Source organism: Flavobacterium cerinum, from assembly GCF_004028155.1.
In the GTDB taxonomy this organism is placed as follows: Bacteria; Bacteroidota; Bacteroidia; order Flavobacteriales; family Flavobacteriaceae; genus Flavobacterium; species Flavobacterium cerinum.
In genome coordinates this window covers 179,980-205,500 of the sequence record NZ_SBII01000008.1, presented here as the reverse complement: position 1 = coordinate 205,500, position 25,521 = coordinate 179,980, and the positions used below count along the sequence as shown (strand labels likewise).

The following is a 25,521-nucleotide window of genomic DNA, read 5'->3' as shown; positions in this document are numbered from 1 at the left end:
AATGAAATGGAGAAATCTCTGGTCCAAAGGCGGAACGCGGATGACGCGGATTAGAAATTTCAGTAGGCGCTTCGACAAGCTCAGCGTGACATAACTGAAAAATCCGCGTCATCCGCGTTTCAATTTATTTGATTGCTTTTAATAGTGTGGCGCTTCGACGGGCTCAGCGTGACTACACTCAAACCCTTCATTTGGAATAGTTACTTTGAAACCAGTTTTTGGTATTCGGTTTCTACTTCGTTTTGGGTTTTGGTCTGTGCCAGCAGGCTGAATATTTCACCATAAGGCTTACGGCCAAGATCGAACGGGTATTGCCCGAAGAGCTTGCCCAACTGCAATAGCGGAAGCGTGTCGCTGTAAGGCTTTAGCTTATCGGCGCCTGCCATCTGCCATAAATGACCGTCGGTATATTGTGTGGCGAGTAGCTTATTCTCGGTTTCAATGATGCGTTCAAACTCGGTAATCACAAATTTTTTAGCAGCAAAGAACTCCGTTACCGGAGCCTTCCAAAAATCTGCTTCTTTTACATCAAAACAAATTTCAAACAGTTGCTGTATGCCCTGCCAATTATCGATTTTTGGCAGCAGCTTTATGCAGTATTTTATATTGGCATAAGGCATCTGGGCACTGTTCATCTGTTGATTCCTAAAGCTGTTGCAGGGGTTGAGGTGCTCCAGGATACTGTCATATTCCAGCGTGCTGGGCAGGGTGGTGTAGCGCCTTAGTGTTATGTTTTTCATTTTAGTTGATGGTTAAAGTCTTATGGTTAAAAAAAACATATTGGAATAGGAAAACTGATTACATAATAAATCTTATTTTAGCATATAATACTTTCTTAATATGGCATTTTTACAACTAAAGAAGCATTTTTTTTATAAAGGGCTCTTATTACTCATTGCAAATGTTTGTAATGTGTTATTTATCTATGTCAATGCAGAATACATTTGTGATCGCTTTAATCCTTATATTTTGTTCGAATATCTTATGGCTGGATTTTCATTAAACGCATCACTTTTCTCAGGATTTGCAGCTGATAATGCGAAAAGAGGTTCATTTTTGTATGTGGCGCTATTGGTCGCTCTTCTATTTACATTTGTAGGAGAAGGAACCTTTCAAATTAGATTTGTCTGGTTTTTGATTCAAATAGTTTCCATAGCTGTGGGTGTACTGCTTATAGGTTATAAACGATTTTTATAATTATTCTTTTGTCTTGAAACAAAAGAACCAAAAGTTCAAGGCTTAACTTCTTAGGCTACAAATCCAGACTTTCGACTAAAACATTTGAACTTGCTTCGCTTCAAACAGCAAATCTTTTTTAACGTCTCAAGTTCAGATTTGCTTACGCCACAAAGTTTAAGGCCTTAGCTTCCATGTGGCGCTTCGACAAGTTCAGCGTGACAAGACGGTAGTGATGGTGTGGCCGATGTGACATAAACTAACTTCCAACCCTGATTCGGGTATTGAATGTTTTCCTGAGGGCAAACCAGTAGCGCATCATGATGCTGTCCCATTCATCGGGGGAGCGGCCAATCATTTCTTTTACCCTGTCTTTTGGGATTATGCCCTGCCTGCCGTCTTTGTCGATATCCTTTAGTTTTACCTGTTCCATTTCTTCGGCAGTACCTTGCTGTACGGCAGCGTTGTCGCAAATTTCGCCTGTTTGGCGGTTCACGATCATCTCGGCCATTTTTATGGAACACTGGCTTTTAAGATTGTCGTAATTGGGTTTTACAAACGCTGACCCTTCACGCATTTCGAGGGGGGAGGAGTTGTTTACAAAGCCTTTGCATTTAAGGAAGTCGACAACCCCGCCACCCACACCGTCTTCATCGGCTACAATGTTCGATAGTGCGATACCGTGTTTTGCCTGAAGCACTTTTGCCCTTGCCACAACTTCATCCAATCCCGATTTTGAAATGTCTTCCCGCTTTATGCACAGCCATCCGTGCCAGATCCTGAACACTGTTTTGTCCTTTCCTTTTCGGGCTACATCGATGGTCATGTATTTTATGCCTTCCGGCGAAAGGTGGGTAGGGTTGAAATAGTCGGCTATACTGTCGTTGTCAATCAGTGTTGCCGGATCATCGTCATACTCCCAATTCCCAAAGTACAAACGCTCCCGGCTGTTTTTGTCCAATCGAAGCAGCGACTGTAAGTAACTGGGGTGCAGGTGCGGATTATCGGTCGGCAATGACTGTATGAAACGTCTGTAAGGCTGTAACTTGCCATCCCGGCTGGGTTTGTAGAATTCTTTGTACGTCCAGTTTTTAGACGGATTGCAGCTCCCCAGCATTTTAGGAAGAATGCCAAATTCGGTCAGCTTGTAACGGATACGCGATTTTACGATCTGCCAGGCGGCATAGGCAACCTGATTGCATTCGTCTATAAAAGCGCCGCTTATTTCGAGGGAGCCAAGGCTGTCGAAATTAGGATCTGAAGGATATAAGAACAGGTCTTTGAGGATGATCTCACTGCCATTCTTCCAGTAGATAATATGCTCGGTCGCTTTGTAGTTGAACTGACCGCCCAGCTTTAAAATCGTTGCCAGCTCAAAGAAGGTGTTGAGCGTGGTTTCCCGAAGCGTTTTAAGCTTACTCCGTCCCATAAGCCAGCGTGTTCCCGGGTGTTTCTGGCACATTTCCATAAGCCATAAACAGCCCAAGGCACTTTTGCCGCCGCCTGCCGCTCCGCCATATAATATCTCTTCGGTTACGTTGTCTTTGAGAAAGTAAATGGCGTGTTCCTGCTTAATCAGCAGCTTCATAAGGGTCGAGGCCGGAGCCCAGGTTTAGGGTTACGCCTTTTGGGGCAGTATCATCGTCATCGTCGTACTTGTCGCTCCACATTTTGGGGTTGCGGTTCTTGAGCCAGAATTGCTGACTGCGAAAGTCGGCCGGAATGTGTTTGTCTACCTCCACGATCTCCACGCGTTCCTTCTCTACGCGCTTGCCTTTTTCGTCATAGTAAATTTCTTTGCATTTTATGGCCTGTCGGGTGGTAATAACCCTGTCCAGCGTTGCCTGATAGAGTGATGCCGCCACCTCCATATCTGCTGCTTTTTTACCGCGCAGTACTGCATCCCTAAAATCAGGATGGTTTTTCTTCCAGTTGATGATGGTTTCCCGGCATACGCCAAAAAAGGTAGCCAGATCACGGTCGAGTGCGCCAAGCAGACACATTTTGTGCGCCTGAACAGGGAAGTCGTCGCGATACTCGGTTTTTACACCGCGTTTGGTTTTTGGAGTAACAGGTAAATGCAAAGAAGCGCCCTTAGCGGGTGATGCTTCGGTTTTCATTTTTTAGGGTTTGATGGAAATATTGGGGAAGAGAGATGTAGAAGTGCTACGTCTCTACGGTTGGGGATTTGAAATGAATTAGGTATTGATTCTCTAATGAGAAATTTTCTGATTGTGTTTTTTAATGATACCGAAATATGATTTCTACGGGATTGTCAAATAAGTTAGATTGCTATATTTGCCAATATGAAGGAATTTATAGTTAGTCACAGAAATTTTATTTTGGGGATTTTGTTTGCGCTTTTGTCTTATTGTTTACATTTAGCTTTCAGATATAAAAACGAAACAAATTATTCCGATTCTCTCAAATTCCAAAGAAGTATTAATTATTGGTTCTTTATTATTTTGATGGCTGTTTTGGCATTAGGTTTTTTTATTATTGCTTTACCTGATTCAAATGTTTTAAGATCATTAGTGTATAATAATCGTTTTTTTATTCTGTTTGTTTTGTCTTTGTTTACCATGATTAATGCTTTAATAACGCGTAAATACTGGCTTTACGTAAATGAAAGGCAGTATAATGATGAATGGTACAAATTTTATAAATCGAAAAAGAAGCGGCAGTATTGGGGGTTAGTGATAATGACGGGTATGGCTATAATATTTCTTTTGTCTTTATTACTTTGAAATTTTCTTCTTTAATCGGTTTTTGATTTTGCATTTTAGTCGAAATGACAATCGCTTTGCGAGCTTCGACAAGCAGCGTGACATACGATAGCGAATAATTGGTATATTGTTATATTTGGGCAATTAAATAGTAATATGGATCTTCAAATTTTTCTTCTTAGTGTGCTTTTTGCATTGGCGGCTTTCTTTATGTACCTTGCTCATAGGTTCTGGCTTGATAAAATGCAAAATGACACATCATATAGTAATTTTTCAAAGAAGATACGTATTTTTCAAAATTGGTTAGCAATTGCTTTCCTTACTTTTTTTGCAATAATTTGTTTTTTTCAGTCCTTTTAAAGAAACTAAAAGATTTCTTAGCTTCGGTTGAAATGACAATCGCTTTGCGCGCTTCGACAGGCTCAGCGTGACTCTAGGTTAATATTGATTATGAGTGATATAATTTACTATATTAGATTTGATAATCATTGCTCTATGAGGAAAATACTTTATTTATTTGTCGTTGTATTACTGCTTTCTTTTAAAGGAAAAACAAACGATTGTGATAATCTTGCTAAGGTCATCAACTCTCCAGAGTTTAGTAAACATTTTAATTTGAGTAATAAATCGAATAATGTAATTACTATTTATAGCGATTTGGATCAATCGAAATTATGTGATAAACTTAAAATCTCTAATGGTAAAACTATTGTTTTTGCAAAACTTAATTTTCAGGTTAAACTTAATGATAATTCAAGGGGGAAAGTAACAAGTCCTCGAATAGTAGTATCGAAGCAAAATAATGAATATCATTTTTTTGAAACGGAAACCAATTTAAAATTCCAGGCTTCCGTGAAAAAAGGTAAAGTAGTGAATATCAGCTACGGTGTTTTTTGATGAGCACCCCGATTTTAGTCTCAAGTCTACCCTTTGCTGTACTTCGGTCGAGATGACAATCGTTGTGCGCTTCGACAGGCTCAGCGTGACAACATTCGAACTCTAAACTCGTAACTCAAAACCATAAAGGTTATAATTTTCCCATGGGGGAATAACTTTTGTTTTTTTATGATTCACTATGTCAAAGAACGATTGTTGTTTTTTACTCTTGTGACGCTTCGACAGGCTCAGCGTGACATACTGTTATGAATATCGTTGTGCGCGCTTCGACAGGCTCAGCGTGACTACACGTTACACTTAAACCTGCAACACTTAACTCGTAACCAAGAGGATTATAATTTTCCCATGGGGGAATAACTTTTGTTTTTTTATGATTCACGATGTCAAAGAACGATTGTTGTTTTTTACTCTTGTGACGCTTCGACAGGCTCAGCGTGACTACACTCAAACTCTAAACTCGTAACGCGAAATCCAGAACTCGCAATCAGTATTTATTGCTTTTTCCGTTGAAGGTGCGGCGCAAGTTGCCCGAATAATTAAAGGTTTCGTCGCTGGCAAAATCGGCATGCGAACGGATGGTTTGCTGTTCGGCATGGTCACAGCGTTCATCAAAATAATCCCGGAAGAACGTGAGAACTTTTGGAATTGTCAGGCTTTCGTAGAACTCGCCGTAGTGTCCGCCAATGATCTTCTTGAATAAAAATGTCAGGTCGCTCATCTTCAGGCTGTAAAATGTGTCGGTTACTTCTATCGCACACAACTCGATCTGGTCTTCGGTCATGGGTTTGTTCAGGTTCAGAATGTCGTTGAGGTACACCAGCCATCCCATGAGTAGTCCAATGGTGAAATCGGTTCCCTTTTCACGCTTTAATGTGCCCAGGGTAGGAGCAGCGGTGTTCATCGCCTTTTCGATAGTACTCAATTTCCCTGCGTGGCGCATGCAGTTAGCCGGACCGTAAACGCTCAGCAATCTTTCGTTTGAAATCGTCGCTATACTGAACTTTGCCTTTTCCGGCAGGTGGTTTTGTGGTTCCATGATCGTTTTTCAGTTCAAAAAATCCTTTCCAGCCTTTGGCAATGCTTTGGTGCATGATGGCTATGGCGTTGGTTTCGCTGCCGTTTGCCAATGTGCCCAGTTCGGCTAATGCTGCCTGTTCGCTCATAACTGACCTGAACCTGAACTTGTGTTCTTTTGCCCGGTACTGCTTCCAGATGCTCCACTGCCCGCTAAAGGCTTCCGACTCGAAAGGGTAAACCGCAATTGGTTTTTCTCCCGTACCCTCTTTTCCTTTTTCAACTGCATTTACATTTTCATATTCACTCTCATTTTCATATTCTAAAGGCTTTTTTTGGTTTTGTTTTGGGTTTATAATTGGGTTTTGGTTTTTATTGATGTTTAATGATTCTAATTCAGAATTAAATGACTGATCATTAGTAGTATTAGCTTTTGGTCGACCTCCTTTTTTACCATTTTCGGTTTGTTTTTGTTTGAATTGTGCTCTTTTTTCGCGTTCAATTTCTAGCCTCTCATTATAAAATACATTTTCTTTTTCGATGAATTTATCTGAAATGGATTGCCAGATGCTTTCCCAACCCGAACCCAAAACAGACCCAATTCGGTTTTTAGGAATACCCAGATTTACCCATTGGTAAGCCAATAGTTTTATATAAGCACCTATTTCTTCGAAGGTCATGTGCATGGTGCCTACCAGGAAATCCTGAGCGTAAAATGGGAATGCAGGGTCTTTCATTATATGCGTACCAGGTTGTCTATTATTACATTGTTGTAGGTGCCTTTTGAGCCGGAAATATGGAATTCGAGTTCGGCGACATCGCCCGGAAGGAAATCTGACAGGATTTCAATCCTGGTACCTAATGCCGAAGGGTAGAATATCTTTCCGGTTTCCTGCTCAAAATGAAGCTGCTGCACTGCGGTGCCTAATTTGGTGGTTTTTATTTCGCCTATGGCGGTGATAATGCCTTTGATTTTGTAACACATGATCTTGTCATTTAAAGATTTGAAATTGGATTATTGTTGACTGTTCTTTTGTCTTGAAAGAAAAGAACCAAAAATTCAAAGCCTTGGCTTCACTCGGACACTCTTATCTTGGTGAACTACCCCGACCTTTGGGCACCCCTCCAGAGGAGGGGAAGGCTCAGGATGATTAGTCTTGTTTTATAACTACGTTTTGAAAACACAGTTTGTTGGCCAGCTGGTTAAAGTCGAGCGAGCCTATTTCTCTTTGGGTGAGTTTTGAGTAAACCACAGCAGGGGCAAGGTTTGCCAGGGCATGGAAGAAATCGGAAGCATTGTTGTTTTCTTTTAGTTCGTCGATTTGAATACAGTTTTCGTTTTCGTCTTCAAACAGGTTTTGCAGCTGCTCCAGTATTTTTAAAGTGTATTCTTCCTGTTTTGTTTTGTTGTTTTCCATAATGATTGATTTAAAATTTAAAAAATTCAATTATTGAAAGATTGGGGAGGGGGAAGTTTGGTGGTCTGATGTCCAAAGTTTGTCATTTCGATCAGAGGGAGAAATCTCAAATGTAACGAGGAGATTCTTCGACTTCACTGCGTTTCGCTCAGAATGACAGACCGTGAAGCACTTGATGTTTAATTTGGCAGGATCACTTCCTGGGCTACAAGGTTGTTGTACTGTATGCCGCTGCTTTTGGATATTTTGCCTTCAAGGGTTACGGCTACCTGTATTTCGTCGTTTTCTTTGTAACGGTCAAGGTCAGCCATGCGGCGGCCCCTGAATTCTACAAAGGCACGCTGGCGGTGATCGGGTACCAGGGTTACTACTTTTTTCTCGTGACCTGCTGTGTTGCGGTACTCAATTGTTTCGATTGTTCCTGTAATTGTCATTTTATTTATGATTTAAGATTGAAAGATTCTGGTTTTGTTATTTATCTATTTAGTGTGGACAACCCCGGCTTTTTGCCATCCCTCCAAAGGAGGGTAAGTGGTAATCCTATTGCTTTTTTGTTTACGCTGCCTGTTTGTTTATCGTATGCTGTGCGTTTACTATTTTTTGTTTTAGCTTTTCTAAAAGGGCTGCTCTTTTAGCGAGTAGCTCCTGTATGGTTGCGTTTAGCGATTCTTCATCGCTTTTGCGCTGTGTTTCCTGCTTAAAGAGGTTATAAAAAGGCAGCTGTCTGATGTTTTGCAACTCTTTACTGCATTTTTTGAGGCTTTTATTGACCTGCCTGAGCTTTTGAAAGGTTTTTTCCATGTTACTCGGTTATTGTAAATCGTTTATCGCGGTTAAAGTGCAGTATTGCATTTCTTTCTAACGCACTGTATTCTACTGTTTTTATTGCTGGCTGTGCTTTTAAAGCCGAAACTGCTTTGCCTGACTGCTCTAACTCGACATAGAGCACACGTAGGGCTGCTGTTATGATCTTTTTGTTGTGTTGTACCTGTGTGGTATTTTCAACTTCAGTTAAACCTCTGTGTGAGCCTAAATAGTGGTTGTATGCTGATCTTATTTCACTTAGTTCCACAATTTCTTTGGCTATTATACCTTTATTTCGCATTTTTGTGTATCTTTGTTGAAGTATGATGCAAATATATGTGGAATATTCCACATTTCAAAATGAATCATTGTTAAATTTTGCACTTTTGAGTGAAATTTATTTTGTTGAACACCTAAAGTTTTGATTATGGACGGATTAGAGATTAAGCAGAAGCGCGAACAGTTTGGCCTTACTCAAAAGGAGTTGGGAGATCTTATTGGGTCGAGTAGGGAGACGATTATTAACTATGAGAAGGGAAAACCGATTCCGAAATCTAAAAGTGAAATATTGCACAAGGTGTTAGCGCCTGAGAGTCCTTATCTTAAGCCTGTGAGCCAGGAACATTTGGTTAAGGTGAGCGAAGATTTTGAAAATAAGAACGGAAATAAGTTTATTGAGCTGCCTAACGGGCAATATTATATGCTTATGCCTTTAGCCGAATTTAATATTCAGGCGGGCTTCCTGAGCACCTATCAGGATGCTGATTTTTTGATGGACCTTAGTCAGCATGGTATCTTGGTAGATAAGCCGGTACAGGGACGCTATGTGGCGTTTAGGGTTAATGGCGATAGTATGGACGATGGCAGCAGTAATGCTATTACCCGCAACAGTGTTGTGTCTACCCGTGAGCTGCAGCGCCATCACTGGAAGGACAAACTGCGTTTTCGCGATTTCCCGTATTGGGTTATTTATACGACACAAAATAAAATGCCTCTGCTAAAAGAGATCATTCATCACGATGTTGAAGACGGTACTATTGTTTGCCACTCGCTTAACGACAGCCCTGAGTTTACCGATTTTACGCTGCACATGAATGATATTCAGGCGTTGTTCTATGTTATTGATGTAAACAGGACTGTGAGCAAGAAGAGTTTTTATTAAATAAATCTAGTATGTAAAATAAAAAACCCGCCTCAAATTGGGGCGGGTTTATTTTATAAAATAGCTTGAATATTATTTTGCTTCTTCGGCGAATGCCTTTTGCAGTGTGTCTAAGAACACGGCAGTTTCCTGTGCGCCCGAGATGGCATATTTTCTGTTCAGTACAAAGAAAGGAACGCCGCGTATACCCAGCTCCTGTGCTTCGTCTATATCGGCCATAACGTCTTTTGCATAAGCACCGCTGCCCATAACATTAGCAAGTTTGGTAACGTCCAGCTCAAGCTCTGCAGCCATTGCCATAAGCGTTTCGGCGTCGTCTATGTTTTTGCCTTCGGTAAAATAGGCGGCAAATAGTTTTTCTTCGGCTTCGTTTTGCTTACCATACTGTTTTGCGAAGTGGCTAAAACGGTGTGCGTTAAAGCTGTTTGCTACTATTGCTTTATTAAAATCGTAGGTTAAACCTGCCTGTGCAGCCATATCGGTTACATAGTTGTTCATTCCTGTAGCTTCTTCAAGGCTTATACCTTTGTGTTCGGCAAGAAACTGATTGTTATTTTTAGAAGGATCGGTTTTTAGATCGGGCGAAAGCATAAAGCTTTTCCATTCGATCTCTACCTCGTCTTTGTGCTCAAACTGAGCTAATGCGTCATCAAATCTTTTTTTGCCAATGTAGCAAAACGGACACATGATGTCACTCCATATCTCTATTTTCATGATGTGTTTTTATTGAATGCAGTCGCTTTGAATCTTATGGCAACTGCTAATTTACTGCTGCAAAGTTAAGGGTATTTATGCAAACAGGTGCTATCATTGAGTATAGTCCTAAAAAGCAATTGCCACCCGGTTATGGATGGCAATTGTATATCGTATTCTGGGGGCAGGGTACGATTGTTATTCTACTGCTATGGCTGCTTCTTCAGTAATTTCTGCCTGCTCGTCTGCAAGTAGTACTTTTTCTGCCATTTCATATAATGTTTCTACCTGATCATCGGTTAAGAAACGGATGTATTTAGAGTCGATCTCTACAAGGTTACCTGTATTCGCATCTTCAATTAGTCCGAAGAATTTTTCGTTACCTTTTTTATCTGCATTGGTTCCCCAGATGTGGAAGTAACCGATCGCTTTTATTTTTTTTGATGTAGATTTTTTACTTTTTTTTGATTTTACTTTTTTGGTAACAGAAAATTCTACCAGTCTTAAGTCTGCTCTGTTCATGGTTAACGGGGTTTGATTTACAATTTGATAACGCAAAATTAACATTTGAAAAAGAGAAAAGGCAGGTTTCAATGTTAAGTCTTTCGTTGTGGGATAAAACTTAACATTGGAAGGTTTTGAAAATATTGATTTAGAACCGGTATTATTCTGTTCTTTTGTCTTGAAACAAAAGAACCAAAAATTCAAGGCTGAACTTCTTAGGCTGCAAATCCCAACTTTTGCCTAAAAGATTTGAACTCGCTTCGCTTCAGACAGCAAATCTTTCTTAACGCCTCAAGTTTTGATTTGCTTTACGCCACGAAGTTTGAGGCCTTAGCTTCATTCTTGCCCCAGTCTTTTGTTGGTTCTGAGTATCGATTTTAGATGTCCTCTATCCTGCGAGTTCACGAATTACACACGCTTAATCACAAAAATTATACATATTATTCTCTTTGTTCTTCCCGGTCGCTATAATGGTATGCGACTGTTGCTTTTCTTTATTGAGTACGCTATTTGTAAAATCGATAACCATTTGCGGAGTTTTAGAGAAAACTTTGTCGCTGTATTCGTGTGCGCCGCCACAGTAGGTAATTAGTTTGGTGCTGCCGTTAAGTGCTATAATGTGATTGTAAATGGAATAGGAGCCAAAAAGCATGAGCCAGCCTGACGAATTAGGCGGGCAGCTGTGGTGGGCCGCTGTGGCATAAGGAACTGTCGTGTCGGCACTGCCATGAAATAAAAGTACCGGTACCAGGTTGTTTTTGTTGATAAGGTTTAGATCCATAATGGCACCCGCTCCCGATATTACTCCTGCATACTTAAAACCATCGGGTAATCGGTCACGGTAAATTTTCATCATTTTATCGTCCCAAAAAGCAGCGTGAAGTACGGCTTCTGCTCCCGCACTACTGCCTGAAAGGAATATCTTAGTTGTATCGATGTTAAATACATCTTTATTCTTGTTGAAAAAAATTACTGCCTGCTGTAACTGATTGGCTGCAATTTGTATTGCTTTTATTTTTTCAGGCAAACTGCCATCACAGCTAAAGTTTTTATCTTTCATATATAATGAATAGCTTATCGATGCGGCTGCATAATCCTTAGTGGCTGCATATTCTGAGATATGGTGTCCCCATTCGCGCGTGCCTATGGCAAAACCTCCGCCGTGAACATGAATGATAAGCGGTAGTTTTTCTTTACTTTTTGTTTTGGGTAAAAACAAATCGAGCTGCAGTTCTATGGTATCGTTTATAAAGTAAGTTAGGGTTTTAAAATCCTGTGCTTGTGTGGTTGAAAAAGAGATAAGGGCGAGTAGTAAAAAGACGTGTTTTTTCATTCGTATAAAGTAATTATACAAACTTAAGAATTATTAATCTGACGAACGTCATCAGTATTAAACCAATGGTATAAAAAGGCAAAAGGCAGTGCCAATGCCGGGTTCGCTGGTAACAGTTATTGTGCCGTGGTGGTTTTCTACTATTTTTTTGCAGAGAGCAAGTCCTATGCCCGTGCCGGAGGTATTGCTAAGGCGTTTAAACATTTTAAAGACCTGATCGCCATATTGCTGCTCAAAGCCCAGTCCGTTGTCTTTAAAGATGATTTTTGTGTAAGGCACCCCTTTATTTAATATCTGGTGCATTTCGATGTCTTCAGCAGATGGTTTTTGGGTAAAAATCTCTATTACGGGTTTTGGACTTCTAAATTTTATGGCATTGCTTATAAGGTTAGAAAACAATTGGTGTAACTGTATGGGTATGCCTTTTATAGTAGGCAGTGGAGTGCCTACTATGGTTACATTTTGCTGTTCTATAAGCAGGTCGAAATCTTCCAGTACATTTTGAAGTATTACATTAAGGTTTGTAACTTCAAAAAGATCCTCTGTGCGCGATAACTGTGAGTATTTAAGCACGTCTTTTATAAGGGTGGTCATTCGGCGGGCTGAAGAGTTTATTTTTTCTGTGTAATGGAGCATTGCTTCTCTATTGTCCAGGTTGTTTTCCAGCATTTCGCCAAAAATCTGGATTTTTCTTAGAGGTTCCTGCAAATCGTGTGAAGCGATATAGGCATATTCTTCGAGCTGTTTGTTGCGAAATTCAATATCCAGGGCGTAATTTTTAAGTTGGTCTTCGGCAATTTTTCTTTCGGTAAGATCACGTGATACTTTAGAGAAGCCTATTATACCGCTTTCGTCATCACGCAGAGGGGTTATTACTATCGAACTCCAAAACTTTGTACCGTCTTTGCGCACCTGCCATCCTTCGTGCATGGAGCGACCGTGTTTAATTGCCGTTTTAATAAGTGATTCGGGTACTTTATTACTGCGGTCTTCTTCGGGGTAAAAAATCCTTATGTTCCTTCCTATAATTTCTTTTTCGGTATAGCCTTTAATGCTTTCGGCTCCTTTATTCCAGTTGAGTACATGACCTTCACGGTCCAGTAGTAATATAGCATAGTCGTGTACTTCGCCTACCATGCTGTAGTAGCGGTCTTCTACCTTTTTTTCAAGCTGTTGTGAGAGCAGTTCGTTTTTGCGTTTTTCGGTAATATCAACCAATACATTTACAATTCCGGTTATAGTGCCCTCATTGTTTGTAATAGGCGCAGGGCGTGACTCTACTGTAACCCGCGAACCATCCAGGCGTTCTATTATAATTTCTTTATTGATGTAGGATAGATCTTTATTTAAAGACAATGCCGTTGGATATTCTTCCGGCTGCAATAAAGCTCCTTGTGTATTATAAATTTTCCATGATCCGCACCAAAGGTCTTTGTCTGTTTGTGGCTCGCGTCCCCATAATGCTGTAGCTGCCGGGTTGTAAAAGGTTATTTCTCCTTTTGGACTGCAGCTATAAATAGCAATGGGAAGATCTTTTATAAGATCCTTATTAAAGCTGTCTTTACAGGTGGCGTTTTGGGCGCTATTCATTATACAGAATGAGTTGATTAACGTAAAGATAATCAATTTAAAATGCTAAAATATACAGCAATGTAATTTAATAGCAGGCTCTTACACTTCTGTGTACAGGTAGTAGGGCAGGGTAATTCCACTAAATATGTCAGACAAAATACCGGTTAATGCGGTTACGCTTGTAGGTTTTACAAGATAATGTGCTGCGCCAAGTTTTTTGGTTTCTTCGACGTCTTTACAGTTGGATGAGGTCGTGTAAACAATAACAGGAACGCTGGACAGGCGGCTCTTTTTTAAGGCGAGAAGGCATTCTTTACCAGACATTAAAGGCATGTTTAAGTCTATAAAAATGTAGGTGGGTATAAAATCGGCTTCATTAACTATTTTAACAGCATCTACGCCGTTTTTTGCCATAATGCAGCGGCTTACGCCGTGGGCGTTTTCTAAAGCAAGGGCAAATATTTCGCGATCATCATCATCGTCGTCTATAAGAAAACAAGACCGTATGCTCATAAATTTGGGGATTCAGTTGCATTGGCAGGTGCCATAAAACTAATGTTAAAAACAAATATAGATAATTACTAAAGTATTTTGATGTAACTTCCTGTAAAACCGTTGAAATGCTCTAGATATTGGATGTTAAAAAAAAGCAATAAAAAAATCCCCGCAATTTGGGGGATTTTAATTTACAGAACCTACTGTGTTATTTTTCTTTCAATCTCAACAATTTTCTTGCCCTTTTTGCCTAAATAATGAACAAGCAGCTTATTGTAAGTTTTGTAACCTACATCAGAATTGGTAAAGATTAAAATGCCTTGTTTGGTTTTGGGAAACAGGACCGTGAGACAGTTCGTTCCGGAATCTGCACCACCATGTGAAATGGCATATTCTCCCTCTCCCAGATCATAGATCACGAAGCCTAAGCCAAAGTATTTGTTTTTTCCGGTTTGTACCTGTTTTTTGATCATTTCCTGATAAACACTATCGCTTAAATTTGCGCCATTCAGGATATTGACAAGAAAATTTCCATAATCCTGAATCGTGGTGTGCAAATCATCTGCTGCATTTGCTGTTTTGTTCTTAATGGTCTCGTAAGGTTTTGCGTTTTTATCGTAACCAATTGCAAACCTTGTTTCGTCTGTATTCTTATTCCAGATGTAGTCTGTATCTTCCATTTTTAAAGGCTCAAAAATCAGTTCTGATGCAAGTTGCTGCAACGGTTTTTTAAATTTATTTTCGAGTGCTTTACGCAAGTACTCAAAACCTTCTCCTGAATATTGAAATTTTGTTCCGGGTTCAAATTCAAAGTTGAGTTTTTTATTTTCATTCATCCATCTCCAGTTAGGAAAACCGGTTTGATGGCTCAAAATTATTCGCGTTGTTAGTTTTTTGTTCCTTGGATCATTTGCCACATCGGGGTCTGTCCAGTACTTGTAAAGAGGCTCGTTAAGATCCCATTTCCCTAAACTTATCAAGCGTAAAGCCACGAGGGTAGTAACTGGTTTGGTAAGGGATGCTACATTAAAAATGGTATTATAAGGTGCGGTATTACCTTTTTTTATTTCGCCAAAAACTTTAATTTCTTTTAATTTTCCGCCGTCAATTATACCAAGTCCCAGTGTTTGGATGTTATTTTCTGTTAGCCAGCTTTCAATTTCGGTGTCATTGTCAAAAATTGAGTTTTCTTCTTTTTGTGCCTGGTTGGCCTTGTGGTCGAAACTTAGCGATGTTGTAAGTTTCCATTCGCCTTTTTCCAGCATCCAAACGTTTGTAAATTTTGCAGCACCGGGTTTGCTTTCCGGATTTTCATAAAATAAATGCTCTCCGTTTTGAATTGCTCCATAGAGGGCATTGTTTTTATAAAGCGGAAAAATTTCTGTGCTTTCTTTTACTAAAACTCTTTTTACCTGACGGGTTTCGGGACTCTTGCATAGTCCGTTTTTTAGATCATGAAGAAATTTTGTTCTGTCGGATATTCCGTCTTTATCGTGGTAAAACTTTAAATCAGTACTTAATAATGCTTCATACTGCTTAATGTCGCAGGTATTGAACCCTACCGAAAAGAGTAAACTGTCTTTGGCTAAAATAGTTTTATAAAGCGGGTCTGTTGTTGCCACTTGTGCGCAACTGTACTGTAAAGAAAGGAGCAGGGAAAAAAATAAGAAACAGCTGTTTTTTGTCATCACTAAAGTTTTTAGCAAAGATTTGACTTTTGGGGTTTTGATTCCAAAAATCATCCCGACAATAACCCGCCAATTTTGCGACAGGTTTATATGATGCTGAAATTCAGCTTTATGAGTAGGTTTTTTTTGCTGTCGATTCCTGCAGCGTTGATAAGAATAATTACGATGTTTGATAAAACAATTGTGATCATCAGTACTAAAGTGAAGGATGATTCTAGTTTTAAAAAGATACCCAGCATAAAAACAATAGGCGCTAAAATAGTCCAGAGTATTTGAACCGAAATAATTTGCTTTGTTATTTCATTCTTTTGTTTGAAAAGAGAGCTCAATAGAATCGGAGCCAAAATATTTAGCGGCGGAAGCACCACGAATAAAACGGAAGACAGATTAATTAACTTGATCTTTGAAAAGTCTGCAGTAACGATGTCTGCAGTAATTGCATTATCGTTTTCAGTCATTGTTTTAGTTTCAACTATCCCATCTTTAGCCTGTAGGGCGCTCTGCTGAATTTCTAAAGATCTGGAAAGCATTTTAAGCGTATGTCCTTTTGGCAGCGTTCCTGCTTCGATCCTTTGAATGGTTCTTACAGAAATTCCTGATTTTTCAGACAGTTCTTCTTGTGTTAGGTTTTGCTGCTCTCTTATTTGTTTTAGTCTGGACATACGGATAGTGTAAAATTGCCTGGAATGCTAAACTTCTAAGCTAAGATAAAACAAAAAATCCCTGCAATTGCAGGGATTTTTCTCTTATTGTGAGTCAACAACCTATTCTTTTATAAATTTAATATGCTGTTTTGTTTCGCCTGTAGTAATTTCTAAAAAGTACATACCGGCAGGCAGGTGCTGTACATCAATTTGTGATGTATTGTTTCTTTGCTCTAAAAGGGTTTTACCTGTAACATCTATAACTGTTAGCTTTTCTATGTTGAGGTTATTGGCATTCGCCAGATTTAGTAGACCTGAGGTTGGATTAGGGTAAACACTTATAGTACTTAGTGTGTTTTCGTTAAGGCTTGCAGTACTATCGCACATCGTGCCAAATAACGTTTGATTTGGGTGAATATTAGTGTCTCCCAGTCCTAATTCTCCATATTTATTATCTCCCCAAACAAATATGTTGTTATTTGTTTTTGTAATAAAAACAGAGTTGTCTTTTACAACTTGAATTTGTTTCCAATTTGTGTCTTGTCCTACTTTTGTAGGAGCTAAAAGTGAATTTATAGGCTCATGGTTTTCTGAAAATTCTCCTGTTCCCCATTTCCATAATGTTCCGTCAGACTTTATTCCATAATTACTCATGAAATCGGCATAAACATTTATCCAGTTGTCTGTACTTATGTTTACAGGAGAATATCTATAAGTAGCACCTGAATTGTCTCCGAGTCGTCCATAGGTATGGTCTCCCCACGCCCATAGGGAGCCATTATTTTTTACACCAAGAGCATGATAATAACCTGCCGACATGGTTTTCCAATCATTGTCAGTGCCAATTTGAGTAAATGTAGTTACAAATAATTCTTGTGTATTGATTCCTAATCCGCCATCATTAGCCCCACATGACCATAGTGTTCCATTTTGTTTTAGTGCAAGTGTAAAGTATGCACCTCCGGAAATTTCTTTCCAATCTGTTGCTGTGCCTACTTGTGTAGGGGTGTTTGTTGTTTCTGTAGTGTTGAGTCCCAATTGTCCATATGCATTGTAGCCCCATGTCCATAACGTACCGTTATTTTTAATGGCAAGTATGTGTCTTCCAGGGCATTCAACAGTCTTCCAGTTGTTGTCAGTACCAATTTGGGCAGGGATATTTTGATATGTTTGACCACCTGAAATTTGACCATCAAGATTTATGCCCCATGCCCATAAAGTTCCGTTGGCCTTTATTGCTGCATTAGTTTTAAATCCTGAAGAAATAATTACCCAATCGGTATCTGTACCTATTTGTACGGGGATGTTTTTATTTTCCAGAGTTCCGTTTCCTAATTGTCCGGAGTTATTTAGTCCCCATGCCCATAAAGTCCCATCGTCTTTTATGGCAATAGTATGGGTACCACCTCCGGATATTTTTTTCCAGCATTGTGCCTGGAGTTGTAATGATAAAAGTGTAAGTAAAGTAAGTAATAGTTTTTTCATTTAATTTGTTTATAATTTTCGGCAAAGATATTGTTTTAAATGGTAAGAAAAATAACAAAAAAGCCCTGCAATTGCAGGGCTTTTTTGTTATTGAGAGGCAACCTATTCTTTTATAAATTTAGTATGTTGTTTAGTGCCATTTGTTGTAATTTCTAAAAAGTACATACCGACAGGTAGCTGCTGTACATCAATTTGTGATGTATTGTTTCTTTGCTCTAAAAGGGTTTTACCTGTAACATCTATAACTGTTAGCTTTTCTATGTTTAGGTCATTGGCATTCGCCAGATTTAGCATGCCAGAAGTTGGATTAGGGTAAACGCTTATAATGTTTAGTGTGTTTTCTTGAAGGCTGGCAGTACTGCATATTACTGTGGTAGGTGTAGCTACCGAAAATATATCTGGATTATATCCAATTCCTAGATGCGGGCCATTATCTCCACACATCTTTAAACTCCCATTGGTATTAATAAATGCCGTGAAATAATGCCCTACACTACTTACGGCTTTCCATCCGGATTCACTAAAAATTTGTACAGGTGTAAGTATCTTTTCAGGTTCTGCAGGGGTATTTTCTCCCATACCGATTTGTCCGAATAAGTTATATCCCCATCCCCATAATGACCCATTTGTTTTTGTGCCATGCATATCGCCCATTCCTGCTTCAACTAATTGCCATGTATCTGTTCCAACCTGAACAGGGTTTTCCTGACCAATTTGATTTCCTATTCCCAGTTGTCCTGCACCATTATCTCCCCATGTCCACAAAGTACCGTTGGTTTTAATTGCAGCATTAGAGTCTTGTCCGGCAGATGCAATTTCCCAATCGGTATCCGTTCCTATTTGTATAGGAGACAGAATATTTTGGAATGCTCCATTTATAGAGATTCTACCCCATACCCATAAAGTTCCGTCAGTTTTTACCGCTACGCTATGCATAACTCCGGCATCTACACATTTCCATGTATCTGTGCCTATTTGTTTTGGATATGACTCAGCACCTCCTAAGTAACCAGCGCCTGCTTGCCCGAAAGAATTATCTCCCCATCCCCATAAGGTTCCATCATTTTTAATTAGTATAGCAAAATGAGGGCCGCACGAAAATGATTTCCAATCGGTATCTGTATTTATTTGGTATAACGTTTTGATTCCGGTAGAGAATATTAACATACCAGATCCAATACCACATGTCCATAGGGTTCCGTCATTTTTTTGGATAAGATTATACCATTTCCCTGCACTTATTTTCTTCCAATCATTATTGGTTCCTACTTGTTTTGGGGTGTAGTGGAAATTATTAGTAGAATAGCCTAACTGATTTTGCGTTCCTGCTCCCCAGGACCATAAAGTTCCGTTGTTTGCAATAGCCATAGTATGTTGTTCACCTACTACAACCTCTTTCCAGCATTGCGCCTGTAGTTGTAATGATAGGAGTGTAAGTAAAGTAAATAATAGTTTTTTCATTTAGTGTGTTTGTGATTTTGTTAGCGCAAAGATATACTGTTTCTTGTAAGAAAAACACTTGTTTTAAATAAGAGAAGAAGCCCTCCAATTGGAGGGCTTCTTCTCTTATTATGAGTCAACAACTTACTCTTTTATAAATTTAATATGCTGTTTTGTTTCGCCTGTATTAATTTCTAAAAAGTACATACCGGCAGGCAGTTGCTGTACATCAAGTTGTGATGTATTGTTTCTTTGCTCTAAAAGGGTTTTACCTGTAACATCTATAACTGTTAGCTTTTCTATGTTGAGGTCATTGGTATTCGCCAGATTTAGTATACCTGAGGTTGGGTTGGGGTAAACGCTAAGTTGTGTATAGGTGTTTTCTTGAAGGTTTGCTGTACTGCATATTACTGTGGTAGGTGTTGGGACATTACCGGTGATGCTTGAAGCCAAACAACCTGAGGCGCTCCTTCCGCACATTTTTAAAATATTTTCATTATTTATAAAACCGGTATAGTTTCTAATTCCTTTAGCTATTTTAATAACACCCTGTTGAGATATTGCTGTAGGGCTGTAAAATGATGATGTTGAATCATTACCAAAGGATCCTTCGGTGTTTGTTCCCCAAGCCCACAGGCTTCCATCGCTTTTAATTGCATGAGAAGAGTATAAGCCAGCATGGGCAGTTAACCATGTGTCTGTTCCTACTTGTTTAGGACGAGAGAAAAGAAAATCTCCATTATTAGTTCCATTCCCCAGCTGTCCTTCTGAGTTACGGCCCCATGACCAAAGTGTTCCGTTTTCTCTTATTGCCAATGCATAATAATAGCCACATGAAATGTATTTCCAGTCGGTGTAAAATTCAACTTGTAAAGGAATATTAGATCCTGGAATATCTTCGAACTGATATGTGTTTAGAAGTACTCCCCATGACCACAAAGTTCCATTGCTCTTTATTGCTAGGCCCGAATTTTGACCGGCACTAACAGTCTTCCAAGTAGAATCTGTACCTATATGTACTGGTGTATTGCTGCTGTTTGCTGTAGAGCCATTACCTAGTTGATCATTTTCATCGCTTCCCCAAGCCCACATAGTTCCGTCATTTTTTAATGCAATAATGTGAAATTCACCACATGAAAATTCTTTCCAGTCGGTTCCAGGAACAATTTGTATAGGTGTTTTTATAATTCCAGAGCTAACCCCCAATTGGCCAAAGCTATTATTTCCCCATCCCCATAAGGTGCCGTCATTTTTTTGAGCAATTACAAAGTCTGAACCCGCACTTATTTTTTTCCAGTCTAACGCTGTTCCAACCTGAACGGGAGACTCATATTTTTGTAAATCACTGCCTGTACCGGCCTGTCCTTCTGAGTTTCGACCCCATGACCATAGCGATCCGTTTTCCTGAATGGCAACAGTGTGAAAATTACCAATAGCGACCTCTTTCCAGCATTGCGCCTGTAGTTGTAATGATAAGAGTGTAAGTAAAGTAAATAATAGTTTTTTCATTTAGTGTGTTTGTGATTTTGTTAGCGCAAAGATATACTGTTTCTTGTAAGAAAAATGCTTGTTCGCTTCGATTTGGTTTTTACGAAATCGTTATCTGTTTCACATAATCGGCTATAATTACCATTGCACAAAAAAAATCCTTACTTTCGCAAATTGATTTTTACAAGGCATACAAAATGAGTAAGGAATTTACTGTATATAAGGGGCTTGACCTGCCCACTGTAGCAAGCGAAGTGCTTGATTTCTGGAAAAAGGAAAATATATTCGAAAAAAGTGTAACCACACGTGAAGGGAAACCGCAATATGTGTTTTATGAAGGGCCTCCTTCGGCAAACGGACTACCTGGTATTCACCACGTTATGGCACGTGCTATTAAAGATATTTTTTGCCGTTACCAAACTCAAAAAGGGTTTCAGGTAAAACGTAAAGCAGGATGGGATACCCATGGTCTTCCGGTAGAGCTTGGTACCGAAAAAGAACTTGGTATTACTAAAGAAGATATTGGAACAAAAATATCGGTAGAAGAGTATAACGAAGCGTGCAAACGCACCGTAATGCGCTATACTGATGTTTGGAACGACCTTACCGAAAAAATGGGCTACTGGGTAGATATGGAAGATCCATATATTACTTACAAGCCTAAGTACATGGAATCGGTTTGGTGGCTGCTAAAACAAATTTACGATAAAGACTTACTATACAAAGGATACACGATACAGCCGTATTCGCCAAAAGCGGGTACAGGGTTAAGTTCGCACGAGGTAAACCAGCCTGGAACCTACCGTGATATTACCGATACTACCATTGTAGCGCAGTTCAAGACCATTGCCGATACACTCCCGCAGGCCTTTACAGGTTTTGGCGATGTAGATATCATGGCATGGACTACAACTCCGTGGACACTTCCAAGTAACACCGCATTAACCGTTGGCCCAAACATCGACTATGTTTTGGTGCAAACGTTCAATCAATATACGTTCCGCCCTATCAATGTGGTGCTGGCTAAGAACTTAGTAGGCAAACAATTTGGTAAAGGCTATTTTGAAAGCAGCGAAGAAACCGACTTTGAGAACTTTAAAGAAGGCGATAAAAACATACCATTCAGGATTTTGGCTGAAACCAAAGGAAGCGATATGGTAGGCATCCGTTATGAGCAGTTATTGAAATATGTGCTGCCGTACCAAACACCGGAGAATGCTTTCCGTGTTATAGCGGGCGATTTCGTTACAACTGAAGATGGTACAGGTATCGTGCATACCGCGCCAACTTTTGGTGCAGACGATGCCAAGGCTGCAAAAGAAGCTACACCGGAAGTACCGCCAATGCTTGTACTGGATGCCAATGGCTTCCCAGTGCCACTGGTAGATCTTCAGGGACGCTTTATTGACGGATTGGGCGACCTTTCGGGTAAATATGTAAAGAACGAATATTACAACGATGGTGAAGCTCCGGATCGTTCTGTAGACGTGGAGATCGCTATTCGATTAAAAGAAGAGAACAAGGCGTTTAAAGTAGAAAAGTATGTGCACAGTTATCCGCACTGCTGGAGAACAGACAAGCCTTTATTATACTACCCGCTAGACAGCTGGTTCATTAAAATAACCGATGTTAAAGACCGTATGTTCGACCTTAACGAAACCATTAACTGGAAGCCTAAGGCTACCGGAGAAGGCCGTTTTGGCAACTGGCTTAAAAACGCAAACGACTGGAACCTGTCGCGCTCGCGCTACTGGGGTATCCCGTTACCGTTATGGGTTACAGAGGATAAAGCTGAGGTTAAGGTTGTTGGTTCTGTAGAAGAGCTGTATAACGAAATAGAAAAAGCAATTGCTGCAGGTGTTCAGGCAGAGAATCCGTTTAAAGGATTCGAGCCGGGTAACATGAGCGAGGCTAATTATGATCTTATCGACCTTCATAAAAATGTGGTAGATAAAATCGTTCTGCTTTCGCCGAATGGCAAACCAATGAAACGTGAAAGCGATCTTATCGACGTTTGGTTTGATAGTGGCTCTATGCCTTATGCACAATGGCACTATCCGTTCGAGAACAAAGAAATGATCGATAATAATGAGGCATTCCCTGCCGACTTTATTGCCGAAGGGGTAGACCAGACACGCGGATGGTTCTATACGCTGCATGCTATAGGTACACTTGTTTTTGACAAGGTGGCTTATAAGAATGTGGTTTCTAACGGATTGGTACTGGACAAAAACGGACAGAAAATGTCGAAAAGGCTGGGTAATGCGGTAGATCCGTTTACTACACTTGCCGAATATGGCCCTGATGCTACCCGTTGGTACATGATAAGCAATGCTAACCCATGGGATAACCTTAAGTTTGATATTGAAGGTATTGCTGAGGTGCGCAGGAAATTCTTCGGTACGCTGTACAACACGTACTCTTTCTTTGCCTTATATGCAAACATTGATAAGTTTAGCTATGCCGAGCCTGAGGTTCCGCTTGCCGATCGTCCTGAAATTGACCGTTGGATTCTAAGCGAACTAAATACGCTTATAAAAGATGTAGATACATTCTATGCCGAATATGAGCCTACAAGAGCTGCAAGAGCAATATCAGATTTCGTTCAGGAAAACCTGAGCAACTGGTATGTTCGTTTGTGCAGAAGACGTTTCTGGAAAGGTGAGTATGCACAGGATAAGATTGCAGCTTACCAAACACTATATACCTGCCTTGTTACCGTAGCCAAACTAAGTGCGCCAATAGCACCGTTTTTTATGGACAGGCTTTATAAAGATTTAACACAGACTTCACAGTCAGAGAAATTTGACAGCGTACATTTGGCCGAGTTTCCGCAATATGCTGATAACTTTGTTGATAAATCGCTGGAAAGCAGGATGCAGAAGGCGCAGACCATTTCGTCACTTGTACTTTCGTTAAGGAAAAAAGAGATGATCAAGGTACGCCAGCCTTTGCAAAAGGTAATGATACCAGTACTTGACGCGAATCAGAAGGCAGAGATAGAAGCTGTAGCAGAACTGATTATGGCTGAGGTTAATGTGAAAGAAATAGAGCTGATGGATGATGCAAGCGGTGTGCTTGTAAAGCAGATTAAGCCTAATTTTAAAGCACTTGGACCACGTTTTGGTAAAGATATGGGATTGATTTCCAAAGAGATACAAAATTTGTCGCAAGAACAGATAGCGCAACTGGACAAGACGGGAGAGCTGAATGTAGAAGTGTCAGGAAAAAGTATTACTTTAACATCTGAAGATGTAGAGATCTCATCGCAGGATATACCTGGGTGGTTAGTAGCAAATGCAGGCGGTATCACGGTGGCATTAGACATCACATTAACAGATGAGCTTACAAAAGAAGGTATTGCCAGAGAGCTGGTAAACAGGATTCAGAACATTCGTAAAGACTCTGGTTTTGAAGTAACTGACAGGATAAAAGTCTTTATAAAAGATAATAAAATCTTACAGGATGCCGTTATGGCAAATGAAAGTTACATTAAAAGCGAAACGCTTACCGATGAACTGATATTCAAGGAAGAAATTGCCGAAGGAATAGAAATAGAATTTGACGACATAAAAACTTTATTATTAATCTCAAAATAGATTGACAATGGTAGATGAGCAAATAAGATACTCTGATGCAGACCTTGCAGAGTTTAAGGAACTAATTATTAAGAAGATTGATAAAGCTAAAGCAGATCTTGACCTGATAAGAAGCGCCTATATGAACGACCTTAATAACGGTACCGACGATACGTCGCCAACGTTTAAAGCGTTTGAAGAAGGCAGCGAAACCATGTCTAAAGAAGCTAACTCTCAGCTGGCTATCCGTCAGGAGAAGTTTATTCGTGACCTTAAAAATGCCCTTATAAGAATTGAAAACAAGACTTATGGTGTTTGTAAAGTAACAGGAAAGCTTATCAATAAAGAAAGATTAAAGCTGGTGCCACACGCTACTATGAGTATCGAGGCAAAAAACATGCAGCGCTAATCAATCCCTTACGTAAAAAAACAATCAGGGCTGTCTTTAATTAGACAGCCTTTTTTTATTCTGTCATTTTGAGCGAAGTGCAACGCAGTCGAAAAATCTCAGATAATTGTAGGTTCTTTTTTAAACCTGCAAGGTTCAAAAAAACCTTGCAGGTTAGTATCGCGTACCATATTACTTCGTCGTTCCTCCTCGTAATGACTGCGCATGAAATCTGTGTTAATCAGCTTAAATCAGCGTTATCCGCGTTCCATTTTACAGAAATTTTTGTTTCTGTTGAAATGATACGGTGCTTTGATTCTCAATAGAGTGAAGCATAATGTGAAAATTACTGTAATTAGTAGGGGTAAAAAACATTTCTTTAATAAATTCCATTATTTTTGCGGGTAAAATGTAATAGAATGTCCTTAAAGAAAGCTTACCTTATCGTTATCCTTGTATTGTTGATAGACCAAATATCTAAGATCTATATCAAGACGCACTTCATGCTTGAAGAAAGGGTAAGGGTTTTTAGCTGGTTCCAGATCTATTTTATAGAGAACGAAGGCATGGCATGGGGCGCAGAACTGCCTTCATGGCTTGGCGGCAAGCTTGCGCTTACTGTTTTTAGGATTTTTGCTGTAGTAGGAATTGGCTGGTGGCTTAATGATGCAATTAAAAAAGGGCAGTCTAAGTACTTAATCGTTTCTATATCACTTATACTGGCGGGTGCTTTTGGTAATATTATCGACTCTGTTTTTTACGGACTTATATTTGACCACAGCCACGGGCAGGTAGCTACTTTATTCTCTGATAATCCTTACGGTACTATGTTTCACGGTAAAGTGGTAGATATGCTTTATTTCCCATTGTTTGACGGTAATTTTCCCTCATGGTTCCCAATTTGGGGAGGTCAGCATTTTTCTTTCTTTAATGCTATCTTTAATGTTGCCGATGCTGCTATCTCTATAGCTGTAGGTATCCTTATTGTATTCAACAAAAAGGCATTCGCTAAATAG

The 25,521-nt window shown here is 39.7% G+C and carries 27 protein-coding genes; 7 read left to right on the top strand and 20 right to left on the bottom strand.

Annotated elements, in window-relative coordinates; genetic code table 11:
• Nucleotides 1-200 precede the first annotated feature (200 nt).
• Nucleotides 201-740, bottom strand: coding sequence for a hypothetical protein (locus EPI11_RS12150; RefSeq protein ID WP_128390246.1), 540 nt, complete (start codon nucleotides 738-740; stop codon nucleotides 201-203).
• Between the two features lie 100 nt (nucleotides 741-840).
• Here EPI11_RS12150 and EPI11_RS12145 point away from each other — a divergent pair, with 100 nt between their 5' ends.
• A complete protein-coding gene (locus EPI11_RS12145; protein ID WP_128390245.1) occupies nucleotides 841-1,197 on the top strand; it encodes a hypothetical protein in 357 nt (118 codons plus the stop codon).
• A 238-nt stretch (nucleotides 1,198-1,435) separates the two neighbouring features.
• Here the strand turns inward: EPI11_RS12145 and EPI11_RS12140 are convergent, their stop codons facing one another.
• Both EPI11_RS12140 and EPI11_RS12135 read right to left on the bottom strand, forming a co-directional pair.
• A complete protein-coding gene (locus EPI11_RS12140) occupies nucleotides 1,436-2,764 on the bottom strand; it encodes a phage terminase large subunit (RefSeq protein ID WP_128390244.1) in 1,329 nt (442 codons plus the stop codon).
• Nucleotides 2,748-3,296, bottom strand: coding sequence for a hypothetical protein (locus EPI11_RS12135; RefSeq protein ID WP_128390243.1), 549 nt, complete (start codon nucleotides 3,294-3,296; stop codon nucleotides 2,748-2,750). Before EPI11_RS12135 ends, EPI11_RS12140 begins: the two co-directional genes overlap by 17 nt.
• A 186-nt stretch (nucleotides 3,297-3,482) precedes the next feature.
• Between EPI11_RS12135 and EPI11_RS19100 the strand changes: the two genes are divergently transcribed.
• Together EPI11_RS19100 and EPI11_RS12130 are read left to right on the top strand one after the other, a co-directional pair.
• Entirely contained in the window at nucleotides 3,483-3,923 is a 441-nt protein-coding gene (locus EPI11_RS19100; protein WP_206619117.1) for a hypothetical protein, read from the top strand.
• 474 nt (nucleotides 3,924-4,397) lie between these two features.
• Nucleotides 4,398-4,799, top strand: a complete 402-nt coding sequence (locus tag EPI11_RS12130) for a hypothetical protein (RefSeq protein ID WP_128390242.1) — start codon at nucleotides 4,398-4,400, stop codon at nucleotides 4,797-4,799.
• A gap of 484 nt (nucleotides 4,800-5,283) precedes the next feature.
• On the opposite strand, the gene EPI11_RS12125 is transcribed toward EPI11_RS12130, so the two are convergent.
• The 7 genes from EPI11_RS12125 to EPI11_RS12095 form a co-directional block, all read right to left on the bottom strand.
• A complete protein-coding gene (locus EPI11_RS12125; protein WP_128390241.1) occupies nucleotides 5,284-5,739 on the bottom strand; it encodes a hypothetical protein in 456 nt (151 codons plus the stop codon).
• Nucleotides 5,740-5,743: 4 nt separating this feature from the next.
• Nucleotides 5,744-6,550, bottom strand: coding sequence for a DUF1376 domain-containing protein (locus tag EPI11_RS12120; RefSeq protein WP_128390240.1), 807 nt, complete (start codon nucleotides 6,548-6,550; stop codon nucleotides 5,744-5,746).
• Entirely contained in the window at nucleotides 6,550-6,798 is a 249-nt protein-coding gene (locus EPI11_RS12115; RefSeq protein WP_128390239.1) for a hypothetical protein, read from the bottom strand. The genes EPI11_RS12120 and EPI11_RS12115 overlap by 1 nt, the downstream gene beginning before the upstream one ends.
• 166 nt (nucleotides 6,799-6,964) lie before the next feature.
• Nucleotides 6,965-7,231, bottom strand: coding sequence for a hypothetical protein (locus EPI11_RS12110; RefSeq protein WP_128390238.1), 267 nt, complete (start codon nucleotides 7,229-7,231; stop codon nucleotides 6,965-6,967).
• A gap of 179 nt (nucleotides 7,232-7,410) precedes the next feature.
• Nucleotides 7,411-7,665 carry a hypothetical protein gene (locus EPI11_RS12105; RefSeq protein WP_128390237.1) on the bottom strand — a complete coding sequence of 85 codons (255 nt, stop codon included), beginning with the start codon at nucleotides 7,663-7,665 and terminating at the stop codon, nucleotides 7,411-7,413.
• 121 nt (nucleotides 7,666-7,786) lie between these two features.
• Complete coding sequence (locus EPI11_RS12100; protein WP_128390236.1) at nucleotides 7,787-8,032, bottom strand: hypothetical protein; 246 nt, start codon at nucleotides 8,030-8,032, stop codon at nucleotides 7,787-7,789.
• Nucleotide 8,033: 1 nt separating this feature from the next.
• A complete protein-coding gene (locus EPI11_RS12095) occupies nucleotides 8,034-8,336 on the bottom strand; it encodes a hypothetical protein (RefSeq protein ID WP_128390235.1) in 303 nt (100 codons plus the stop codon).
• Between the two features lie 126 nt (nucleotides 8,337-8,462).
• Here EPI11_RS12095 and EPI11_RS12090 point away from each other — a divergent pair, with 126 nt between their 5' ends.
• Nucleotides 8,463-9,197: a helix-turn-helix domain-containing protein gene (locus EPI11_RS12090; RefSeq protein WP_128390234.1), complete on the top strand. Its 735-nt coding sequence runs from the start codon at nucleotides 8,463-8,465 to the stop codon at nucleotides 9,195-9,197.
• 72 nt (nucleotides 9,198-9,269) lie between these two features.
• On the opposite strand, the gene EPI11_RS12085 is transcribed toward EPI11_RS12090, so the two are convergent.
• From EPI11_RS12085 to EPI11_RS12040, 10 genes are all read right to left on the bottom strand, one after another.
• On the bottom strand, nucleotides 9,270-9,911 hold the full coding sequence (locus EPI11_RS12085) for a DsbA family oxidoreductase (RefSeq protein WP_128390233.1): 642 nt from the start codon (nucleotides 9,909-9,911) through the stop codon (nucleotides 9,270-9,272).
• 177 nt (nucleotides 9,912-10,088) lie between these two features.
• Nucleotides 10,089-10,412 carry a hypothetical protein gene (locus EPI11_RS12080; RefSeq protein WP_128390232.1) on the bottom strand — a complete coding sequence of 108 codons (324 nt, stop codon included), beginning with the start codon at nucleotides 10,410-10,412 and terminating at the stop codon, nucleotides 10,089-10,091.
• Between the two features lie 400 nt (nucleotides 10,413-10,812).
• Nucleotides 10,813-11,727, bottom strand: a complete 915-nt coding sequence (locus tag EPI11_RS12075; RefSeq protein ID WP_128390231.1) for an alpha/beta hydrolase — start codon at nucleotides 11,725-11,727, stop codon at nucleotides 10,813-10,815.
• A gap of 57 nt (nucleotides 11,728-11,784) precedes the next feature.
• Nucleotides 11,785-13,317: a PAS domain-containing sensor histidine kinase gene (locus EPI11_RS12070; RefSeq protein WP_128390230.1), complete on the bottom strand. Its 1,533-nt coding sequence runs from the start codon at nucleotides 13,315-13,317 to the stop codon at nucleotides 11,785-11,787.
• An 81-nt stretch (nucleotides 13,318-13,398) separates the two neighbouring features.
• A complete protein-coding gene (locus EPI11_RS12065; RefSeq protein ID WP_128390229.1) occupies nucleotides 13,399-13,812 on the bottom strand; it encodes a response regulator in 414 nt (137 codons plus the stop codon).
• 182 nt (nucleotides 13,813-13,994) lie between these two features.
• Nucleotides 13,995-15,482 carry a serine hydrolase gene (locus EPI11_RS12060; protein WP_128390228.1) on the bottom strand — a complete coding sequence of 496 codons (1,488 nt, stop codon included), beginning with the start codon at nucleotides 15,480-15,482 and terminating at the stop codon, nucleotides 13,995-13,997.
• 86 nt (nucleotides 15,483-15,568) lie between these two features.
• Nucleotides 15,569-16,144 carry a helix-turn-helix domain-containing protein gene (locus EPI11_RS12055; RefSeq protein WP_128390227.1) on the bottom strand — a complete coding sequence of 192 codons (576 nt, stop codon included), beginning with the start codon at nucleotides 16,142-16,144 and terminating at the stop codon, nucleotides 15,569-15,571.
• Between the two features lie 102 nt (nucleotides 16,145-16,246).
• Nucleotides 16,247-17,611 (bottom strand): RCC1 domain-containing protein, encoded by a 1,365-nt coding sequence (locus tag EPI11_RS12050; protein ID WP_128390226.1) that lies wholly within the window; start codon nucleotides 17,609-17,611, stop codon nucleotides 16,247-16,249.
• A 102-nt stretch (nucleotides 17,612-17,713) separates the two neighbouring features.
• On the bottom strand, nucleotides 17,714-19,072 hold the full coding sequence (locus EPI11_RS12045; RefSeq protein ID WP_128390225.1) for a T9SS type A sorting domain-containing protein: 1,359 nt from the start codon (nucleotides 19,070-19,072) through the stop codon (nucleotides 17,714-17,716).
• A 123-nt stretch (nucleotides 19,073-19,195) separates the two neighbouring features.
• Complete coding sequence (locus tag EPI11_RS12040) at nucleotides 19,196-20,560, bottom strand: RCC1 domain-containing protein (RefSeq protein WP_128390224.1); 1,365 nt, start codon at nucleotides 20,558-20,560, stop codon at nucleotides 19,196-19,198.
• A gap of 176 nt (nucleotides 20,561-20,736) precedes the next feature.
• Here EPI11_RS12040 and ileS point away from each other — a divergent pair, with 176 nt between their 5' ends.
• From ileS to EPI11_RS12025, 3 genes are all read left to right on the top strand, one after another.
• A complete protein-coding gene (ileS, locus tag EPI11_RS12035; protein WP_128390223.1) occupies nucleotides 20,737-24,138 on the top strand; it encodes an isoleucine--tRNA ligase in 3,402 nt (1,133 codons plus the stop codon).
• Nucleotides 24,139-24,145: 7 nt separating this feature from the next.
• Nucleotides 24,146-24,526, top strand: coding sequence for a TraR/DksA family transcriptional regulator (locus EPI11_RS12030; protein ID WP_128390222.1), 381 nt, complete (start codon nucleotides 24,146-24,148; stop codon nucleotides 24,524-24,526).
• 398 nt (nucleotides 24,527-24,924) lie between these two features.
• Nucleotides 24,925-25,521, top strand: coding sequence for a lipoprotein signal peptidase (locus tag EPI11_RS12025; RefSeq protein WP_128390221.1), 597 nt, complete (start codon nucleotides 24,925-24,927; stop codon nucleotides 25,519-25,521).

Bases quoted from the DNA above. Each gene is read 5' to 3' on its own strand.
- EPI11_RS12150 (WP_128390246.1), bottom strand. From the start codon at position 740: ATGAAAAACATAACACTAAGGCGCTACACCACCCTGCCCAGCACGCTG.
- EPI11_RS12145 (WP_128390245.1), top strand. From the start codon at position 841: ATGGCATTTTTACAACTAAAGAAGCATTTTTTTTATAAAGGGCTCTTA.
- EPI11_RS12140 (WP_128390244.1), bottom strand. From the start codon at position 2,764: ATGAAGCTGCTGATTAAGCAGGAACACGCCATTTACTTTCTCAAAGAC.
- EPI11_RS12135 (WP_128390243.1), bottom strand. From the start codon at position 3,296: ATGAAAACCGAAGCATCACCCGCTAAGGGCGCTTCTTTGCATTTACCT.
- EPI11_RS19100 (WP_206619117.1), top strand. From the start codon at position 3,483: ATGAAGGAATTTATAGTTAGTCACAGAAATTTTATTTTGGGGATTTTG.
- EPI11_RS12130 (WP_128390242.1), top strand. From the start codon at position 4,398: ATGAGGAAAATACTTTATTTATTTGTCGTTGTATTACTGCTTTCTTTT.
- EPI11_RS12125 (WP_128390241.1), bottom strand. From the start codon at position 5,739: ATGCGCCACGCAGGGAAATTGAGTACTATCGAAAAGGCGATGAACACC.
- EPI11_RS12120 (WP_128390240.1), bottom strand. From the start codon at position 6,550: ATGAAAGACCCTGCATTCCCATTTTACGCTCAGGATTTCCTGGTAGGC.
- EPI11_RS12115 (WP_128390239.1), bottom strand. From the start codon at position 6,798: ATGTGTTACAAAATCAAAGGCATTATCACCGCCATAGGCGAAATAAAA.
- EPI11_RS12110 (WP_128390238.1), bottom strand. From the start codon at position 7,231: ATGGAAAACAACAAAACAAAACAGGAAGAATACACTTTAAAAATACTG.
- EPI11_RS12105 (WP_128390237.1), bottom strand. From the start codon at position 7,665: ATGACAATTACAGGAACAATCGAAACAATTGAGTACCGCAACACAGCA.
- EPI11_RS12100 (WP_128390236.1), bottom strand. From the start codon at position 8,032: ATGGAAAAAACCTTTCAAAAGCTCAGGCAGGTCAATAAAAGCCTCAAA.
- EPI11_RS12095 (WP_128390235.1), bottom strand. From the start codon at position 8,336: ATGCGAAATAAAGGTATAATAGCCAAAGAAATTGTGGAACTAAGTGAA.
- EPI11_RS12090 (WP_128390234.1), top strand. From the start codon at position 8,463: ATGGACGGATTAGAGATTAAGCAGAAGCGCGAACAGTTTGGCCTTACT.
- EPI11_RS12085 (WP_128390233.1), bottom strand. From the start codon at position 9,911: ATGAAAATAGAGATATGGAGTGACATCATGTGTCCGTTTTGCTACATT.
- EPI11_RS12080 (WP_128390232.1), bottom strand. From the start codon at position 10,412: ATGAACAGAGCAGACTTAAGACTGGTAGAATTTTCTGTTACCAAAAAA.
- EPI11_RS12075 (WP_128390231.1), bottom strand. From the start codon at position 11,727: ATGAAAAAACACGTCTTTTTACTACTCGCCCTTATCTCTTTTTCAACC.
- EPI11_RS12070 (WP_128390230.1), bottom strand. From the start codon at position 13,317: ATGAATAGCGCCCAAAACGCCACCTGTAAAGACAGCTTTAATAAGGAT.
- EPI11_RS12065 (WP_128390229.1), bottom strand. From the start codon at position 13,812: ATGAGCATACGGTCTTGTTTTCTTATAGACGACGATGATGATGATCGC.
- EPI11_RS12060 (WP_128390228.1), bottom strand. From the start codon at position 15,482: ATGACAAAAAACAGCTGTTTCTTATTTTTTTCCCTGCTCCTTTCTTTA.
- EPI11_RS12055 (WP_128390227.1), bottom strand. From the start codon at position 16,144: ATGTCCAGACTAAAACAAATAAGAGAGCAGCAAAACCTAACACAAGAA.
- EPI11_RS12050 (WP_128390226.1), bottom strand. From the start codon at position 17,611: ATGAAAAAACTATTACTTACTTTACTTACACTTTTATCATTACAACTC.
- EPI11_RS12045 (WP_128390225.1), bottom strand. From the start codon at position 19,072: ATGAAAAAACTATTATTTACTTTACTTACACTCCTATCATTACAACTA.
- EPI11_RS12040 (WP_128390224.1), bottom strand. From the start codon at position 20,560: ATGAAAAAACTATTATTTACTTTACTTACACTCTTATCATTACAACTA.
- ileS (WP_128390223.1), top strand. From the start codon at position 20,737: ATGAGTAAGGAATTTACTGTATATAAGGGGCTTGACCTGCCCACTGTA.
- EPI11_RS12030 (WP_128390222.1), top strand. From the start codon at position 24,146: ATGGTAGATGAGCAAATAAGATACTCTGATGCAGACCTTGCAGAGTTT.
- EPI11_RS12025 (WP_128390221.1), top strand. From the start codon at position 24,925: ATGTCCTTAAAGAAAGCTTACCTTATCGTTATCCTTGTATTGTTGATA.